This window comes from Legionella stuttgartensis, from assembly GCF_977063405.2.
This window is the reverse complement of record NZ_CDRUHA020000022.1, coordinates 295,435-312,336: the sequence shown is the minus strand read 5'-3', so window position 1 is coordinate 312,336 and position 16,902 is coordinate 295,435. Positions and strand designations below refer to the sequence as shown.

The window sequence follows — 16,902 nt, the reverse complement described above, 5'->3', positions numbered from 1 at the left end:
ACCATTTTAGTGAAAAAATAAGAATAATTGCGGAGGGATCTCCATGGAACCAGCATTGTGGGTCAGTAAATCAGGCTTGGAAGCACAAGAAAAAAATATTGCTACAATTGCTAACAATTTAGCAAACGTCAATACCACTGGATTTAAGAAAGATAGGGCAATATTTCAAGATTTACTTTATCAAAATTCAAGTCAAGCTGGAGCTCAATCTTCAGAGAACTCGTTAATTCCAACAGGAATAAATGCAGGTTCCGGGGTTCATTTAGCAGCCACAGAAAAAATATTTGAACAAGGAAGTGTGCAAAATACGCGTAACCCTTATGATTTGATGATCCAGGGGCAAGGATTTTTTACCATTTTAATGCCAGATGGTACGCAAGCCTATACTCGTGATGGTACTTTTACAGTGGATAGCACGGGTCAACTTGTTGATATGAATGGATATCCTCTACAACCTGCGATAAATATTCCTAGTCAAACATTAGGGGTAACCATAAGTACTGACGGAGTAGTGAGTGCTACAGTGGTTGGAAGCAATACGCCAACAGTACTTGGAAGCATCCAATTAGCTAATTTTACCAATCCAACCGGACTTCAACCTATAGGACAGAACCTTTTTATAGAAACTGCTTCAAGTGGCGCAGCAACGCTGAACAATCCGGGAACGTCAGGTGTAGGTACTTTGTTGCAAGGTTCTCTTGAAGCATCTAATGTGAATGTAGTTGAAGAGCTAGTTAATATGATTCAAGCCCAAAGAAGCTATGAGATTACAGCAAAGGGTATTCAGACAGTGGATAACATGCTGCAATACTTAAATCAAACTGTTTAAGAAGATTTCATTGATGAAATTATTTAATTTGCTTGTTATAAGCTCAGTCGCAGTTCTGTTGAGTGGGTGTGAACTGTTAAATCCTCCCCAACGCGGGAAAGATCCTGAGTATGCACCTACATATCCTACAACCCCCGATCCAAAGGAGTTGAGGAAAGAGTCTGGTGCTATTTATAGTGCTGAAACTGCGTTACCTCTGTTTGAAACACCAAGAGCGAGACATCCTGGTGATATCATTACAGTATTCTTAGTTGAAAGTACTAACGCATCCAAAAATGCGACATTACAACAGATGAAAACTGATACAAACGTAATTAAAAATAAACTCTTTTTAGGAAGGCCAATCTCTTTTGGTAGTGGATACAGTATGGACTTTGATTTGAACAACCAGCGACAGTTCAATGGTTCGGCACAAGCGGTACAGAATAATAAGTTGGCGGGAAGTATTTCGGTCACCGTATCTGAAGTGTTGGCAAATGGAAATATGTTAGTTCAGGGTGAAAAATGGGTTAAAATCGATCAAGGCGAGGAGTATGTACGTGTTTCTGGAATTATTCGACCCCAGGATGTTCGTGCAGATAATTCCATAACCTCAGATCGTTTGGCCAATGCGCGTATTGCTTATGGCGGTACAGGACAAGTGAACAATACGAATGCTCAAGGATGGCTGGCGCGCTTTATGTGGGGACCATTGTTCCCAACCTAATCTGATTGATCATCTGATACGATGGAGTTCAGAAAATATTAGATGATCAACTTTGATTTACCCGTTAGAGCAAAAGACGAAGATAGGATTTGCATTTAATAAGAGTTCTTAATTTAAGGAATCGTAATGCGGCGATTGCTGATAATTACATGGATGTTGATAATAAACCTGATGTCAAATCACGTTTATGCGGAACGTATTAAAGATATTGCAACCCTTGCTGGTGTTCGCACGAACCAGTTGATTGGTTATGGTTTGATTGTTGGCTTAAACGGTACAGGAGATAAAACAGGGACTCGGTATACTGAAGATACTTTTGCAAACATGCTTACCCAATTAGGTGTCAACATACAACCAGGAACCAAACTTAATTCAAAAAACATGGCAGCAGTCATGGTGACCGCGAGCTTGTCTTCCTTTATGAAAAAGGGACAAGCTATGGATGTCAATATTTCGTCGATTGGTGACTCGAAAAGTTTATTAGGTGGAACTTTGTTAATGACTCCATTAAAAGGAGCCGATGGGCGAGTCTATGCAATAGCCCAAGGAAATGTGATCGTATCTGGTGTGAGTGCAGCGGGGAGTGATGGCTCAAGCGTTACGGTAAATGTTCCTAGCGGAGGAAGAATTCCTAATGGTGCAACAATTGAGGCGGATATTCCTAATCCTTTTTATTTTACCAAAGAATTAACCTTTAACTTACATTCGCCCGATTTTACAACTGCAAAACGTATGAGCGATGCCATTAATGAAATGATGGGACCAGGAACTGCCAGAGCTTTGGATGCTGCATCAGTAGTGGTTACTGCACCCCCAAAAATGTCGCAGCGAGTGGATTATGTTTCAGTGCTGGAAAATATAGAATTCAAGCCTGCTGAGGCAATCGCTAAAATTATTATTAATGCACGTACAGGAACTGTAGTTATTTCGTCCAATGTGGTTGTTAAATCCGCCGCGGTCTCACATGGTAATTTGGTGGTTAGTGTGACGGAAACCCCTGTGATAAGCCAACCTAATGCTTTTGCAAATGGACGGACAGTTTCAACACAACAATCACAGGTATCCATTGATCAGAAAAATAATCATGCTTTTGTCCTGCCACCCGGAGTAACATTAAAGGATATTGTTAGAGGTATTAATGCTGTGGGCGCAACACCAGCTGATGTGATTGCAATACTTGAAGCACTACAACAAGCCGGTGCGTTAAATGCTACGTTAATCGTGATATAAGAGGGTGACATATCAGGACTTATGCAAGATTTCGATCTGTTCGTAAGTCATGAAGATGAAAGGATTTGATCCATCAAGATAAAGGATAAATATGACGGTACAAGGGATTGCAACCAGTGATTTCAATGCATTAAATGAACTAAAAGTTCAAGCTCAAAATAATGCGAAAGAAGCACTACCTGAGGCAGCGAAGCAATTTGAAGGAATATTTCTACAGTCTATGTTGAAAAGCATGCGTATGGGGCAGCATTTTCTTGAAGAGTCTAGTCCATTTAGAGGTAAAGACCGGGAAACCTTCCAAGACATGTTGGATGCTCAATATGCAAGTACTATTGCAAACTCCAAGAGTATTGGTTTGGCGGACATGCTTGCACGACAAATGGAGCATAATTTGCCTACAACCGAACAACCAGTAAAAATGACACCTGCTAAAATAGAGAATCCTTCTTCGTTACCTGCAACCCCTGCTACTCAAGTACAACCAGATGCGCCAACAACTACTATTGATGAGTTCGTTAAATCAATTTGGCCCCAAGCAAAACAAGCTGCATCAGCTATTGGTTTAGATCCTAAAATATTGATTGCACAGGCTGCATTGGAAACAGGATGGGGGAAATTTGTTACCAAAGATATTGATGGCAGTAGCAGTAACAATTTATTTAACATTAAATCGGGGAATAGTGAACTTGATGCTGTACAGGTTAAAACAACAGAATATATCGCAGATACTCCAATTAAGGTAAACGCATCATTTAGGAAATATTCATCAACGGAACATAGTTTTAATGATTATATCTCTTTAATCAAAGATAATGAGCGTTATCAAAATGCGTTGGCCAGTACTGGAAACCCTGAGCTGTATGTCAATGAATTACATAAAGCAGGGTATGCGACTGATCCTAAGTATGGTGCGAAGATTTTATCAATTTATCATGGCGAGGAATTAAACCAGGCTATCCAACGCTGTGAATTATCGGAGCAAGTTTGAAAAATATTGCACTAAGAATGATGTTGAATTAAGTATATAAACTATTAAATGAGAAGTTGTAGGGCATTTGAATATGGGGCAGGGAGTGCGTCAAAGCCATAAAGGAAGGATTTTTGTCATTCCCGCGAAGGCGGGAATCTATTCTTAAATTGGCACCGCGCCTTCCTAGAAATGGGTTCCCGTCCTCGGGAACGACAGTTTTTCCTTAACTTAATAGCAGTGGGGGAGTGAGTAACCATGTCAATACTAAGTATTGCTTATTCAGGAATGAGTGCTTTTCAAAACGCATTGAGCGTTACTGGAAATAATATTGCAAATGTCAAAACTCGTGGTTATTCAAGACAGAGTATCCAATTCACTCCAACCCCATCGCGGAGCTTTGCGGGCTCTTTTATAGGCACTGGGGTCGCTGTCAACAATGTTTATCGCAACGTCGATCAATTTGCTAATGCGCAAGTGAGAAGTACATTAAGCATTAAATCCCAATACGATACGTTTTATCAGCAAGCCCTGCAAATTAATAAATTACTTTCTCAAGATGGTAGTAGTCTATCTTCATCACTACAGTCTTTTTTTGACTCGTTAGGTCAGCTAAATAATGCCCCAGACAGTGTCGCATCACGAAATGTTGCCATGAGTCAAAGCCAATTGTTAGCAAGTCAGTTTTTATTCCTACAGCAAAATCTTGATCAATATCAAGAAAACTCAACGTCGCAGATCAAGGAAATAGCAGGTAAAATCAATCAAATAACTGCCAATCTTGCCGCAGTAAACGAACAGATAATGAACTCACCAAACTCACCTGAGTTGTTGGATCAACGAGATGAATTACTTAAACAATTGTCTGAATTCTCCGATTTAACTGTAATTGAACAAGACAATGGGATGGTAAATGTGGGTATTGGCAGTGGTCAAATGTTGGTCATTGGAACGACTCAAAGAGCTTTGTCTGTGAGTTATGATCAACTTACAGCGCAGGGGACCCATATTACGTTGGATTCAGGTGCAGGACAAACTGATATTACGAATCAATTAGTCAGTGGAACCTTAGGTGGTTTATTGAATTATGAAAGAAATATTCTGTCTAAGTCCAGTCAAATAATTGGACAAATGGCGATTGGATTGGCACAGACATTCAATGCTCAAAATCGCTTGGGTATGGATTTGAATAATCAATTGGGACAGAATATTTTTACGGATTACAACAGCCAAGCGTTACAATTAAATCGTTCAGTTGCAGCAGCAACAAATGCTGGGTCTGGGGTGTTGTCAGTGAATATTACTGATATTTCACAAACAAAAATAAGTGATTACCAATTAGTTGTCACTGACGCAGTAACAAATCAGATAGCACTCATTCGTGATTCTGATGGTTCTGCCGTAACTTTAAATTGGAGCAGTAACCCACCAGCCCCCCCTGCGGGACAAATTGTAGTCGATGGAATGACTATTACTGTCGACAACATTGCTAATTTAGCTGATAACGATACTTTTACAATCATGCCAACACGTGGGGCTGCTGCGAATTTTTCTCTAATGATGAGTGATCCTCGTCAATTAGCCCTTGCCTCACCGGTACAAACTAGTGCCTCCATAAATAATACAGGGCAGGGAAAAATTGATTTAGGGGCTGTTTTAAATACCAGTGAGGTTACAAAACAATATACGATCGATTTTATTTCGCCAACCCAATTCAATTTGATTAACGTTACAGATGGTATTACAACTGGCCCAATCGCGTTTGTGCCAAATACAGACAATGTGATTCAGATTCCGGATAACATCAATCCGTCGTATTCCATTACATTATCTGGTGCCCCAAATACTGGTGATCAGTTTGCCGCTCAGTTTAACCAGGGAGGGTATGGTGACAACCGTAACGGTTTACTTTTAGCCGGGGTTCAACAACAAAATATTTTTTCTAATGGTAACGAAACGATTTTTGATGTTTATTCTGATTTACTTTCGGAAACAGGAAGCCAAACTAATGAGGCTAAAAATCGAGCGGATGCGTTTCAAGTTTTATATAAGCAATCGGTGGATTATCAAGAAAGTATAAGTGGCGTCAATCTGGATGAAGAGGCGGAAAATTTATTGCAATTCAAACAAGCTTATGAAGCTGCAGGAAAGCTAATGGAAATTGCCAATCAAATGATGGAACTACTTTTTGAAATTATGAGGTGATAAATGCGTATTTCGACGAATCAAATTTATCAGAATAGTCTGAATAGTTTATTGAATAAACAAGAACGAGTAGCGAAACTTCAAGAGCAACTCGACGAAAATTTTTTAAAGGTACGTTACTCATCAGACGATCCTATCGCTTTCGCGCAGATTGAACTCATGAATCAACGAATAAGTACCACGCAGCTTCTGCAAAAAAATCGTGAAAGTGCTGATAGTGCGTTGAGTATGGAGGAATCTATCTTAAATGATTGCACCATCAGTTTACAACGCTTGCGGGAAATCCAGGTTAAAGCCGGCAATGCAACATTATCAGAAAAGGATCGTAAAGCATTGGCAATTGAGGCAAATATTATTTTGAAAGAATTGCTGGACTATGCAAATACAAAAGATATTAATGGTGATTATATGTTCAGTGGTGGACAGACCACTACGCTGCCTTTTTCAGTCAATGCTTCGGGGCAATATGTATACAATGGTGATAGTACTCAACGTTTTCAGCTGGTGGCAAGTAGCCTACAAATGGCTATTAATGATCCTGGGGACGATCTTTTTATGCGTATACCCAATGGAAATGGCAGTTTTTCAATAAAGCAAACAGGGACGCCTAATACTGGAACTGCCTCATTAAATACGGGTTCAGTAACTACTCCTTCTGCGTATGTACCAGATAATTACACAATGAGTTTTGCATTGAATTCCCAGGGAAATTTGGTCGTCATGGTAAGTGGCTCAAGCAGTGGTAATGTAATTCCTCCTACGGGTTTACCTGATGATGCACCTTTATACCAAGAAGGGATGAGTATCAGCTTTAATGGAATGGAAATGGCCTTTTCGGGAGTGCCGAATGCCGGTGATTCTTTTACAATTACTCCATCTCAAAATGAATCGGTTTTTGCAACCATACAAGATATGATTAACAATTTAAATCAACCTTATTCAACTGCAACAGAAAAAGCAGCAGCCACAACTATAAATAATCAAATGTTGGCACAAATAGATAGTGCTTTGAGCACTATCCTAGATGCACGAGCAAATCTGGGAGCGCGTTTAAACCAGTTAGAACATGCCGAAACAGCAAATGCCGATTTAATTGAGCAAAGCAAAATTATTTTAAAGCGCTTGCAAGAAGTAGATCCTTTAGCCGCTGCAACGGAGTTCAAACAGGAATTGTACAATTTAGAAGTGGCACAGCAAAGTTTTGTGCTGATTCAGGGATTATCTATTTTCAATTTCATTTAATCTAAAACCATAGAATTGAATCGCAATTGATGTCATTCCCGCGAAGGCGGGAATCCATCTCACCAACAAAGTAAGGAATAATTTGATGGAGAGATTCCACCTGCGCAAAAGTAATCAATTTGCCCACTAATTATCCGAAAGATGACACAAAAAAGTGACAATACCTCCGATCGAGATGAAGTGTCCTCAGCTATTGTACATATACCTTAAGAAGAATTTGAATTAGGATTTACAGGGTGAGGTTTTCAACCAAAACTGAGCGATATCAATTCGTCTTGCTATCCAAACATCTTGATATTGAGTTACATGATCTAAAAACTGTTTTAGCATAAGGCATCGATCTGGCTTACCACTCAGACGTGGATGTAAGCCCACAGTCATAATTGCTAGGCGTTTTTCTTGATAAAGATAATGAAATGTATTCATTAATCGCGCATAAAACTCGTTAGCCTCTGAAAAACCAGGTGTTATGGTAAATCGAAAATCATTGCAATCAAGGGAGTAGGGAATTACTAAATGCTTTTCAATATAATAAGGTAATTCATCGGCATAGCTGTCTGAGTCATAGAGAAACCCTCCGAGTTCAAGTAATAATTCTCGAGTGTTTTCACTTCGCCGACCAGTGTACCATCCTTTAGGTTTGTGCCCTGTTAGTTTTTCTAGAGTTTCAACACATAAAAGAATATGTTTTTTTTCAATTCTTCTGGGAACATTGGTGTAGTTTATCCAACGCCATCCATGACCTGCCACTTCATGATCTTGTCTTGCCAGATAGTCGGCAAATAAAGGATTAAGTATCAATGCTTGTCCGGTAACAAAAAAAGTAAGTGGCATTTTATAATAATCAAATAAACGCAGTAGGCGCCATATCCCTACACGACTTCCATATTCATAAAACGATTCCATACTCAGATTTCGTTCTCCTTTGACTTTGGGCATAAAAGGGAAGTCTGCACCACTAATTTCCGCCTGTGCATCGCCATTGACAGGACTTAATTCGGCTCCTTCTTCATAATTTATTACAAAGTTGATGGCAACTTTTGCTTTATTGGGCCAAGAAATATTTTTTTCTTCAGGGCCATAACCTAATAAATCACGCATGTTTATCCTAGTTCGAACGTAGTAATACCATAAATACCTTCGATAGACAGTTTAGGTGTTCCTTTCAAATACATTCTTGCAGTCGCAAACACTTTGGACATCTTATATTTATTAACCAAATTAACGGCAAAAGGATTATTCTCGGGAATATCTAAAAAGACAATTTCTCCTTGAGCATATTCGACTAATTGTTCAAACAGTTTCTCAGCAATAGCAGGTGTGTTTGCGAATAGAGGGCCTATTTTATATCCCTCAAAACATTTTCTGATTACTCCATAACCTTTTAATTGCTTTTCCTGAACAAAACCGAGTGCTAAAGCAGTATTTTGTTTAATCCATTCTGAAAGAAATTTGGGTCTTGGTGCGGGAAAATAGTGATTGTCATATTGAATCAACTGTTCAAAGGGTACCGTGTTTAGATCTACCAAATTAGGATCACGTTTAGGGGTTAAACGGGTATGCTCTAAAGCATAGCGAGCATTGCTGTGCGCAAACTGATAACCTATTTGCGCATAGGTATTGACCATATTAAGCACCCCATCAATACCTGCATTGCGATCATCAACATATCTAAGACGGGCATTTGTTAACTCAATTCCATAACCCTGAGATCTGTATTTTTTATCAACGATATAAAGTCCACAAAAAGCAAAATGCTCGTCATAAACTACAGCGGAACCAACAGCAATAATTTGACCATTTAATTTACCCGCAAAGAACCCTTGTGGATCAGTTTGATAAAAACATTCTGCATCATTTAAGCCTGGATTCCATCCTTCTTTTCGTGCCCACTCTATAGCAATGGTAACTTCTTCTCGTGTCATTCGTGCAATATGATATTGAGGCATGATATCACTTCTATGAAGGTGTATATATTAAAGTAAATATCAAAGTAGCATCTAAAGCAAATAGCTAAGACTCTATTTTTACTAAAAAAACGTTGAATACTGTTTAATCGTTTTAATTTTCATTTTTGGGCGTAAGTCTTGTACTTACACACATTCCATGCGGAAAACTCTATTGTCTTTTTGTATCTCTTCGATGGATTTAGATAAAACAAAACAGTACGTAGAAATACTTAAAACCCATCAAAATGATCATATATTGCCCATGACGTGTTACGATCTGCATAAATAATATACAGTCGGGAGTAAATATATGTTTTTTTCAACATCAATACAACAGTTACCTAGTGAAATGATACTTTCTATTTTTAGAAAACTTCCTTTAAGAGCGGCTTGTGCTTTTTTATCCGTATCGAAAGATATGAATACGATTATAAAAGATAACAGCGTATGGAAAACTTTTGGTGTAAAAGATTTTAATGACTTTGTTACGCGAATGGAAAAGTTGCCTAAAGCATATCGGAAATTAATTTTAAGTAACCGATATCAATATAATTTATCTGAAGTAGAGGAAATTATTGCGATATTAAATTTATCAGATGTACGTGAACGCAATAATAAACTTAAAGCACATGATCGATTTAAAGCATTGCCAAAAGAATATTTTAAGACAATTTTGTCTAGGGACCATATTGCAGCACTTAAGGAGGGATTGATCATACCTGAAGATGCTGCTCTTATGAAAAATAATGATTATTTTTATACTTTATTCTTCAATGAAAATTGTTTTACCGCACTCAGAGAAAATTTAATCACGCCGTTACAAGCAGCTAAAATGCCGACATCAACTCATTTGTGCCTGATATGGGAGAAATTAGGCTTGGATGCATTGAGGGAGAAATTAATTACTCCTGAACAAGCAGCAACTATGCGAGATGGACAGTATTTTTTAACATTGCTAACTCAAAATGGACTCATTGCTCTTAGAGAAAAATTAATTACACTTGAGCAAGTGAATGCTATGCCGACATCAACTCATTTGTGCCTAATATCGAATAAATTAGGTTTGGATGCATTGAGGGAGAAATTAATTACGCCTGCACAAGCGGCAAAGATACCAGATGGAGGTTGTCTTTCTAGCCTTTTATCTAAAAAAGGCATTATTGCATTGAGAGAAGGATTAATCACACCCGAACAAGCAGCAAAGATACCATCAGACAGTAATTATTTCTCTAATCTTTTATCTAAAAACGGCCTTGTTGCATTAAGAGAAGGGTTAATCACACTCGAACAAGTAGCTAAGATGCCAAGTCCAAATCATCTTCTTTATCTTATAACTGATGGTTTTAATGCATTAAAAGAGGGACTGCTTATGCCGGAAGAGGTTGCTGCGATCAAAGACATAAATTATGCGATATGTTTTATAAGGAGTAAAGCGCAAGAATGCGAAGAAAATTATTCCAACAAGCTTAGAATAGGCGGTTAAAGAAATTGTTAATGTAAACACCTTTCTTGTTGTAGAAGCAGGAAAGGTTACCTATTAGGAACTGATGCATAACATACGAATAAAATGCTCATCGCAAATAGGTAAGCTTTTATTTTTATTAGATAAATTTTTAATAGCATTTAATCGTTACAATTTTCACTTTGGCCACTATATAAAGAGATACTAAATACTAAAAATTCCTGTATCATAATCCTCTTTAGTCTTTTTAAATATGTAAGGAAGCATTATGAATTTCAATATTAGGAATACTTTAGGCCCCTTATTTCTCATTCTTTCATGCCCTGTTTTTGTCATGTTGATGTGGTACACCAATACTCAGCTTCAAGGGTCCTTGTCTGCTTTGTGGGATTTAATGATTCAAAATGGTTTTTATCACACTGTATACACTGTATGGACACCTTATTTTTGGGGTTCGTCCATTGCCTGGAAAATTATTTTAATTTTTACTGTGTTTGAACTGGCTTTAATGCGTATTTTGCCAGGAAAAAAATTTGAAGGACCTATTACTCCCAAAGGGAATATCCCTGTTTACAAAGATAATGGTGTTTTAGCATTTATCGTCACCATGGCAACCTTTTGCATCGCATCGTTTGGCTTTAATTTATTCTCAGCCTCTATTCTTTATGACAATCTCGGGGCTCTTTTTGGCGCATTAAATTTGTTTAGTCTTATCCTCTGTGTTTTTTTGTATATTAAAGGACGATTTTTTCCTTCATCTACAGATTCAGGTATAACTAATAATATTTTGTTTGATTACTATTGGGGAACAGAACTTTATCCTCAAGTCCTGGGATGGAGTATTAAAAAATTTATTACATGCCGTTTTGGTATGATGAGTTGGGGGCTATTTCTTATTTCTTATTGCGCTAAGCAAGCAGAGCTAGGGGGATTATCCAACTCAATGTTAATTTCTGTATTATTACAATTCGTCTATCTGAGCAAATTTTATATGTGGGAAAAAGGCTATTTACGCTCTTTAGATATCATGCATGATCGTGCAGGTTTTTATATTTGCTGGGGTTGTATGGTATGGGTACCTTGCGTTTATACTTCTCCAAGTATGTATCTTGTGCTTCATCCAATTAACTTATCTTTTGTATGGGCAACCCTCATTTTGGGTTTGGGTTTAGCGAGTATTATTATTAATTATCTTGCTGACAAACAAAGACTTATTGCGCGGGCTACACAAGGTGAATGTAAAATTTGGGGTAAAAAGCCTGTAACGGTGTTGGCCAGTTATGAGACTACAGAAGGGGATAAAAAACAAACCATATTACTTGCTTCAGGGTGGTGGGGTATAGCGCGACATTTCCATTATATTCCAGAGCTTGCTGGTACATTTTTTTGGTCTGTACCTGCTTTATTTGACAATTTTGCACCGTACTTTTATCTTTGCTTTTTAACTGTTCTTTTATTTGATAGAGCATTTCGTGATGATAAGCGATGTTCTTCTAAATATGGCCATGATTGGAAAAAATATTGTGAATTGGTTCCTTATAAAATAGTTCCCCTTGTAATTTAATATATGAATTAAAAATTCATTTTTTGTCCAATACCTCCTGGATGCATGGTTTGGTGTTATCCAGGAGATCTTATGTAACAGAAAAGCTCATAAATTTATCAAATAAAATACAAATTTAACTCTAAATGAGGAGCGATAGGCTTTTTTATGTTTTATTTATTATTGGCGTTGGTTTTGTTCTGAAAATGTATCAGCTATATCAAAATGCTAATGCTGCAAAAATCACCTATCCTTCAGCAATCAGCTATCTTTCATTAATAAAAGATATCACCCTTTTAAGAACAAATCCTGCTCCAAAAAAACAACTACAAACGCGTTTTATGACAATTATTACCATTTAAAACTGGGGCTCGTTGTTGCCCTGGTCTTCGAATAGTAATGACGGAAATAATGGCGTTATTCCGCATGCTTGCAACCTATAAATTTGAACTTACGGCAGAAGAGCATCTGGAGTTACACTTTACTTATGAGACACCTCTACAAAGGAATGGTGGAATGGGGTTGCTAAAAATTAGACCTCGGAAGCAATTGGAATTACGTGAGTCTCCATCACTTTATGTGGAAAGCAGCGTTCATGGTCTTAATTTTTTTCCGGATACTCGGATTGTCAACGAGAAAATGAACACTCCATCTTCTTCTATATCGAATAGCGGAGTCTAGTTGTAGTCTGGGTGTCGTGTAGCGGAGGGGATACATCATCCCGTGAACGACGTCCCCTCATTCCGAACGCAGTGAGGGGGCTCCAGAGGATGGTTATGAGTAAAAATCTGGAGTTTCTTAGCCCTAAACTCCTCAAGATTACGTGGTGGGGTGAATGCCTCTTAGATATGTCTAAATCGCTAATTAAAAATTAGGAATTGAGGCATAACATGCCAATAAAATACCCCAGAGATGAATGTAATCACCAATTAATATATTTTTAAGATACCATTTGGGTAAACGTTCATTTCTTATATCGCTTTGTAGGTATTTGATGATGGGGACAAATGCGACAATAAAAAAAATCATGAAAACATGATAGATAAAAATGAGTTCCTGGGCATTACTGTATAAATAGGTTTTATATTGCATTTGCCAAGGAGTGATATAGATAATGGTGAATGAAAAGAAAAACACCTTAATAATACTGTTTAAATCAGTCATAAAAGGAAGTTTTTTTCGAGTAGCTACAATGTATTGTGCCGATGGATCCAGTGCATTAAATGAAATCGATTCAATAAGGGCACTTACCAAAAAAAATATAAAATAAATATAAATACTGATTGTCGTTAAGGAAGGCATGGTTTAAATTCGAGTCGAAGCGGCCAAAATAATAAAAACTTGCGTATTATTTTATCTTAATAATAACTTGAAGTCGAGGATACTTTATTTTTTGAAGAAAAACTTATCAATTGGAGGTTAAATAAAAAAAATAATTCGAGTCAAGACTGTTTTTTAACTTTTTATTTGCTAAGATAACCATGGCTAATTTGTTTTTTCATACCTCCATTCTTGTGGATATTTATTCAATCTCTTATTAAATTAAATTCGAGCAACTTAATATAGCCTTTGCTCTTGCTATCTTTTTTCTTTTTTAAATGCATTGTGTCCTTTAGAGTTATTCACATTTTCTGTGGATAAATCTGTTCATAGTCTGTCAAAGTCTTGTAAACTTTAAGGAATTCAATGATGCTGCATATGTTCCATTTTGCTCTTTAAAAATAATTGTTAATCAAATAAGAAGCGTAACCCCCCAGAGATAATGTATCTTAAAGAAGGTTACATTGTTTACTGTCGATTATGAGTTTTCAAGCCTCTATTTCAGATATAAATTAATTTGTTGAAAAGAGGCAAGTAAAAACAACAAAATTTAAATCACTTCCTGAACATGTAAATAAAACGCCCGTTGGCTCATTTGAATTTTCCGCTAATAATATTTTATGCATTAACTTCATTCCACCAGCGGAATAACAATTGTTCGATAAGCTGCTAAAAACATTACCAATGGTTTTAATTTGTCCAGAATGTTCATAAGCATCTTCGCATTGAGATGATTGGCCGGCAGGAGGAGAGAGGGCTTTTTCCGCATAGGCATTTTGATAAATTAAGGAAGAGATTATAAGCAGTCCATAAATAAATTTCATAAGAGCCTTCCATGTTAGATAATTTCTTTTATTATAGATTTGAATTTAAGAAAGTGGGAAATGTACCATTCTGAATTTAATGGGCTGCTTTATATTGGATTTATTCAAAGCCCTGTAACTTTTTGGGCTTTGAATAACAAAAATATATATTCTATCGAGGTGATTCGTTAGAGTATCTGACTGCCAAGATAAATACCTGCAGCAGCGGCGACACCTGTTGTAACTACCACTTTGGTAAAGAATCCACACCATGACTCAACAGTTTGCTCTTTTTTGAAATCCTGTTGTTCCACTTCTTTTGGTTGATGATGATTTTTAGATGATTGGTCTTTTAACTTCCCGCTAAGGAAAGGACATACATCGAACGATGTTTCGTCTTTCTTAGATTCTGTAGGCATTAAAGAATAATCCGGTAAATCAAAATGAATTCTGCTGGAAAGTTCGTTATATAGTGAAGGAGCTAGAGTTTGGATCACTACACTTAATCCTCCATTAATTCCTCTAGAGTGTGCTTTGCTCCCAGAAGTTTGTTCAAGTTGCTGTAATAGTTCACCAACATTGAATAATTCCTTAAGAGCAATTATGGCATCAGGATTTGAATCCATAGACTCACCGTTTTCTAATTGGTGAATGATCTTAATCAGATGCTTCGTACCAAGTTTCTCTCTAAGTTGAGCAATAATTTCCTCGCAGTAAGAAAATTGTAACCCTAAGATTGGTCCAGATTCATTACAGGGTAGGTGAGAAGCTTGTTCCCTAAGCTTTAAAAATAACTTATCATCATTCAACATCACTTTGAGTGCATGCACATTAGGATGTTCCTCTCCATAACGGACTGCATCACGCAAAAGTTGTTCGATGATCATTTGCTCTGTAACAAGAATCGCAATAGATAATAATGCAGCTGCATTTTTTGGATTCGTTAATTCAGGATTCGCCAGCTCTCCATTAATTCGCACATCGATTAATCCTTCATCTATTGAAAGCGGCTGTTCCTGATTTAAATGAAGCGCAGGGCTACCATTTCTTTTCTCTAAATCAAAAGCATAGATAACCGCTTTGAGTGTATTTTGATTTGCTGGATAGGAATTCGTTAATTGTTTTAATAAAGGATGTCTTACACTTTGTGCTAAGGTTGTTTTTAACGGTTGAATCATTTCAAATGCAAGATTTATAGTTAACAGATCCTCTACAATATCTTTTTCTTTTGCATCTTTTTGCATTTGTTCAAACACACGTTTTGTGACAGCGGCGTCCATTAGCTTTTCAGGATCAAAACCATATTCTGTCTCCAGAATTTCAAGAAGAATATCCATTGCATTAAATGAACGATTTTGGGTATGTAGGATATGCTCATTTCCTTTCATTAGACCAAGCATTAATAATTTTCCTTGGTCTTCTGGTAAACGTCGAAAACCACTTTTTGAGATTCGTATAACACGAATTATATCTTCAGCATATTCAGGCTGAACAAGCTTTTTATTATCCTCTTTAATGATCCATCCCATTGGCGCTTCCTGACCATTTACAGTAATTACAAAACCATTGTCTTGATAGGTGTGAGCATGTTCAGAATCTAGATTGATTTTAGTATTCGATGGAATTGGAGATGTTTCGATTACTCTACCAGATCGAGTTTTAACAATTTTTTTACCCTGTTCTGTGATAAGTTCAAACTCGCCTTTATCTATTTCTTGTGTAATGAGTTGATATTGTTGGGCATCCACACCTTGGGGATGACAAAGATAAAGAAATCCTTGTTTTGATAGATGGCTACTTAAATTGATTCCTGTTTGCCAGACTGAAAAATGAATGGTATCCCAAATTGATTCGCCACCACGAAAACCTTCAGTATTAGGATACTTAAGTGGTTGACTACGCTCATTTAGTATTTTTCCTTTCCCAACAATGTAATGACTCGATTGCTCTAAGAATTTCGTTTCTTGGGACACTGTTGATATTTCTTTTCCAAGACCAAATAAATCAAGTTGATTTTTCCCTTCGGCAGTATGCTCAGTCGAGTTTTCTTTATAGTGTTCTTCACAAACGGGCTCAACTAAAGCAGCAAACTGAGCTAAACTTAACTGCAATCGAATTGCTAAAGCCCCCATTTCGGAAAAATTCTTTCTTAATGCTTCCATTCCATGAACAGATGTATCATCATATTTAAATCGTGTGCCGGTATATTTAAGTGTAAAGCCTTTCATTGGGTCATGTTTCTGGAACATTCTTCACCTGATTATTATTCACTCTAAAAGGGTTTAAATTATACCGAAACAATCTTAACAAATTCTTAATTGGACTGTACTTAGGCTGCAATACATCAAGAAAAAGCAAAAATTCAATTTGTTTGCATGATGATCAAGATGAGAAAAATATGGATCATTTCCTAGTCTTAGTGTTACATACGTCACTTTATGCTTCTTTCGTACCAATCTTGGCTTGATAATAAAATTCAGTAAGAGTTTAATGATGATATCTCTATTTGGCCCGAATCGCTCAACTTTCTAAATGTGCTGATTTTATCTTAACATTATGATAAATAAATATTTATTTTTTAATGTTTATTCATCTATATATCATTGTTGAAGTGTTTTTTTATTTTAGAATACTTATCTAATCTTT

14 protein-coding genes are annotated in these 16,902 nt (G+C 36.9%); 9 read left to right on the top strand and 5 right to left on the bottom strand.

Features of this window, described 5'->3' with window-relative positions; translation table 11 throughout:
* The first annotated feature begins 43 nt into the window (after positions 1–43).
* From flgG to flgL, 6 genes are all read left to right on the top strand, one after another.
* Entirely contained in the window at positions 44–829 is a 786-nt protein-coding gene (gene flgG, locus ACWTEW_RS07025) for a flagellar basal-body rod protein FlgG (RefSeq protein ID WP_454780997.1), read from the top strand.
* Between the two features lie 13 nt (positions 830–842).
* Positions 843–1,535 (top strand): flagellar basal body L-ring protein FlgH, encoded by a 693-nt coding sequence (locus ACWTEW_RS07020; RefSeq protein WP_454780996.1) that lies wholly within the window; start codon positions 843–845, stop codon positions 1,533–1,535.
* A gap of 126 nt (positions 1,536–1,661) precedes the next feature.
* A complete protein-coding gene (locus tag ACWTEW_RS07015) occupies positions 1,662–2,765 on the top strand; it encodes a flagellar basal body P-ring protein FlgI (RefSeq protein ID WP_454780995.1) in 1,104 nt (367 codons plus the stop codon).
* Between the two features lie 91 nt (positions 2,766–2,856).
* A complete protein-coding gene (flgJ, locus tag ACWTEW_RS07010) occupies positions 2,857–3,753 on the top strand; it encodes a flagellar assembly peptidoglycan hydrolase FlgJ (RefSeq protein WP_454780994.1) in 897 nt (298 codons plus the stop codon).
* Positions 3,754–3,990: 237 nt separating this feature from the next.
* Positions 3,991–5,937 carry a flagellar hook-associated protein FlgK gene (gene flgK / locus ACWTEW_RS07005; RefSeq protein ID WP_454780993.1) on the top strand — a complete coding sequence of 649 codons (1,947 nt, stop codon included), beginning with the start codon at positions 3,991–3,993 and terminating at the stop codon, positions 5,935–5,937.
* Between the two features lie 3 nt (positions 5,938–5,940).
* Positions 5,941–7,179 (top strand): flagellar hook-associated protein FlgL, encoded by a 1,239-nt coding sequence (flgL, locus tag ACWTEW_RS07000; RefSeq protein WP_454780992.1) that lies wholly within the window; start codon positions 5,941–5,943, stop codon positions 7,177–7,179.
* A gap of 222 nt (positions 7,180–7,401) precedes the next feature.
* On the opposite strand, the gene ACWTEW_RS06995 is transcribed toward flgL, so the two are convergent.
* Positions 7,402–8,280: a polysaccharide deacetylase family protein gene (locus tag ACWTEW_RS06995; RefSeq protein WP_454780991.1), complete on the bottom strand. Its 879-nt coding sequence runs from the start codon at positions 8,278–8,280 to the stop codon at positions 7,402–7,404.
* 2 nt (positions 8,281–8,282) lie between these two features.
* Positions 8,283–9,128, bottom strand: a complete 846-nt coding sequence (locus tag ACWTEW_RS06990; RefSeq protein WP_454780990.1) for a GNAT family N-acetyltransferase — start codon at positions 9,126–9,128, stop codon at positions 8,283–8,285.
* A gap of 310 nt (positions 9,129–9,438) precedes the next feature.
* Between ACWTEW_RS06990 and ACWTEW_RS06985 the strand changes: the two genes are divergently transcribed.
* From ACWTEW_RS06985 to ACWTEW_RS06975, 3 genes are all read left to right on the top strand, one after another.
* A complete protein-coding gene (locus tag ACWTEW_RS06985) occupies positions 9,439–10,611 on the top strand; it encodes an F-box protein (RefSeq protein ID WP_454780989.1) in 1,173 nt (390 codons plus the stop codon).
* A 247-nt stretch (positions 10,612–10,858) separates the two neighbouring features.
* Complete coding sequence (locus tag ACWTEW_RS06980; protein WP_454780988.1) at positions 10,859–12,154, top strand: phosphatidylethanolamine N-methyltransferase family domain-containing protein; 1,296 nt, start codon at positions 10,859–10,861, stop codon at positions 12,152–12,154.
* Between the two features lie 405 nt (positions 12,155–12,559).
* Complete coding sequence (locus ACWTEW_RS06975; RefSeq protein ID WP_454780986.1) at positions 12,560–12,814, top strand: hypothetical protein; 255 nt, start codon at positions 12,560–12,562, stop codon at positions 12,812–12,814.
* A gap of 183 nt (positions 12,815–12,997) precedes the next feature.
* On the opposite strand, the gene ACWTEW_RS06970 is transcribed toward ACWTEW_RS06975, so the two are convergent.
* The 3 genes from ACWTEW_RS06970 to ceg17 form a co-directional block, all read right to left on the bottom strand.
* On the bottom strand, positions 12,998–13,435 hold the full coding sequence (locus ACWTEW_RS06970; protein ID WP_454780985.1) for a hypothetical protein: 438 nt from the start codon (positions 13,433–13,435) through the stop codon (positions 12,998–13,000).
* Between the two features lie 530 nt (positions 13,436–13,965).
* A complete protein-coding gene (locus tag ACWTEW_RS06965; RefSeq protein ID WP_454780984.1) occupies positions 13,966–14,277 on the bottom strand; it encodes a hypothetical protein in 312 nt (103 codons plus the stop codon).
* Between the two features lie 167 nt (positions 14,278–14,444).
* The gene (gene ceg17 / locus ACWTEW_RS06960) at positions 14,445–16,505 is read right to left on the bottom strand and encodes a Dot/Icm T4SS effector Ceg17 (RefSeq protein WP_454780983.1); all 2,061 of its coding nucleotides are present in this window, start codon (positions 16,503–16,505) and stop codon (positions 14,445–14,447) included.
* Between the last annotated feature and the right edge of the window lie 397 nt (positions 16,506–16,902).

Bases quoted from the DNA above. Each gene is read 5' to 3' on its own strand.
- flgG (WP_454780997.1), top strand. From the start codon at position 44: ATGGAACCAGCATTGTGGGTCAGTAAATCAGGCTTGGAAGCACAAGAA.
- ACWTEW_RS07020 (WP_454780996.1), top strand. From the start codon at position 843: ATGAAATTATTTAATTTGCTTGTTATAAGCTCAGTCGCAGTTCTGTTG.
- ACWTEW_RS07015 (WP_454780995.1), top strand. From the start codon at position 1,662: ATGCGGCGATTGCTGATAATTACATGGATGTTGATAATAAACCTGATG.
- flgJ (WP_454780994.1), top strand. From the start codon at position 2,857: ATGACGGTACAAGGGATTGCAACCAGTGATTTCAATGCATTAAATGAA.
- flgK (WP_454780993.1), top strand. From the start codon at position 3,991: ATGTCAATACTAAGTATTGCTTATTCAGGAATGAGTGCTTTTCAAAAC.
- flgL (WP_454780992.1), top strand. From the start codon at position 5,941: ATGCGTATTTCGACGAATCAAATTTATCAGAATAGTCTGAATAGTTTA.
- ACWTEW_RS06995 (WP_454780991.1), bottom strand. From the start codon at position 8,280: ATGCGTGATTTATTAGGTTATGGCCCTGAAGAAAAAAATATTTCTTGG.
- ACWTEW_RS06990 (WP_454780990.1), bottom strand. From the start codon at position 9,128: ATGCCTCAATATCATATTGCACGAATGACACGAGAAGAAGTTACCATT.
- ACWTEW_RS06985 (WP_454780989.1), top strand. From the start codon at position 9,439: ATGTTTTTTTCAACATCAATACAACAGTTACCTAGTGAAATGATACTT.
- ACWTEW_RS06980 (WP_454780988.1), top strand. From the start codon at position 10,859: ATGAATTTCAATATTAGGAATACTTTAGGCCCCTTATTTCTCATTCTT.
- ACWTEW_RS06975 (WP_454780986.1), top strand. From the start codon at position 12,560: ATGCTTGCAACCTATAAATTTGAACTTACGGCAGAAGAGCATCTGGAG.
- ACWTEW_RS06970 (WP_454780985.1), bottom strand. From the start codon at position 13,435: ATGCCTTCCTTAACGACAATCAGTATTTATATTTATTTTATATTTTTT.
- ACWTEW_RS06965 (WP_454780984.1), bottom strand. From the start codon at position 14,277: ATGAAATTTATTTATGGACTGCTTATAATCTCTTCCTTAATTTATCAA.
- ceg17 (WP_454780983.1), bottom strand. From the start codon at position 16,505: ATGTTCCAGAAACATGACCCAATGAAAGGCTTTACACTTAAATATACC.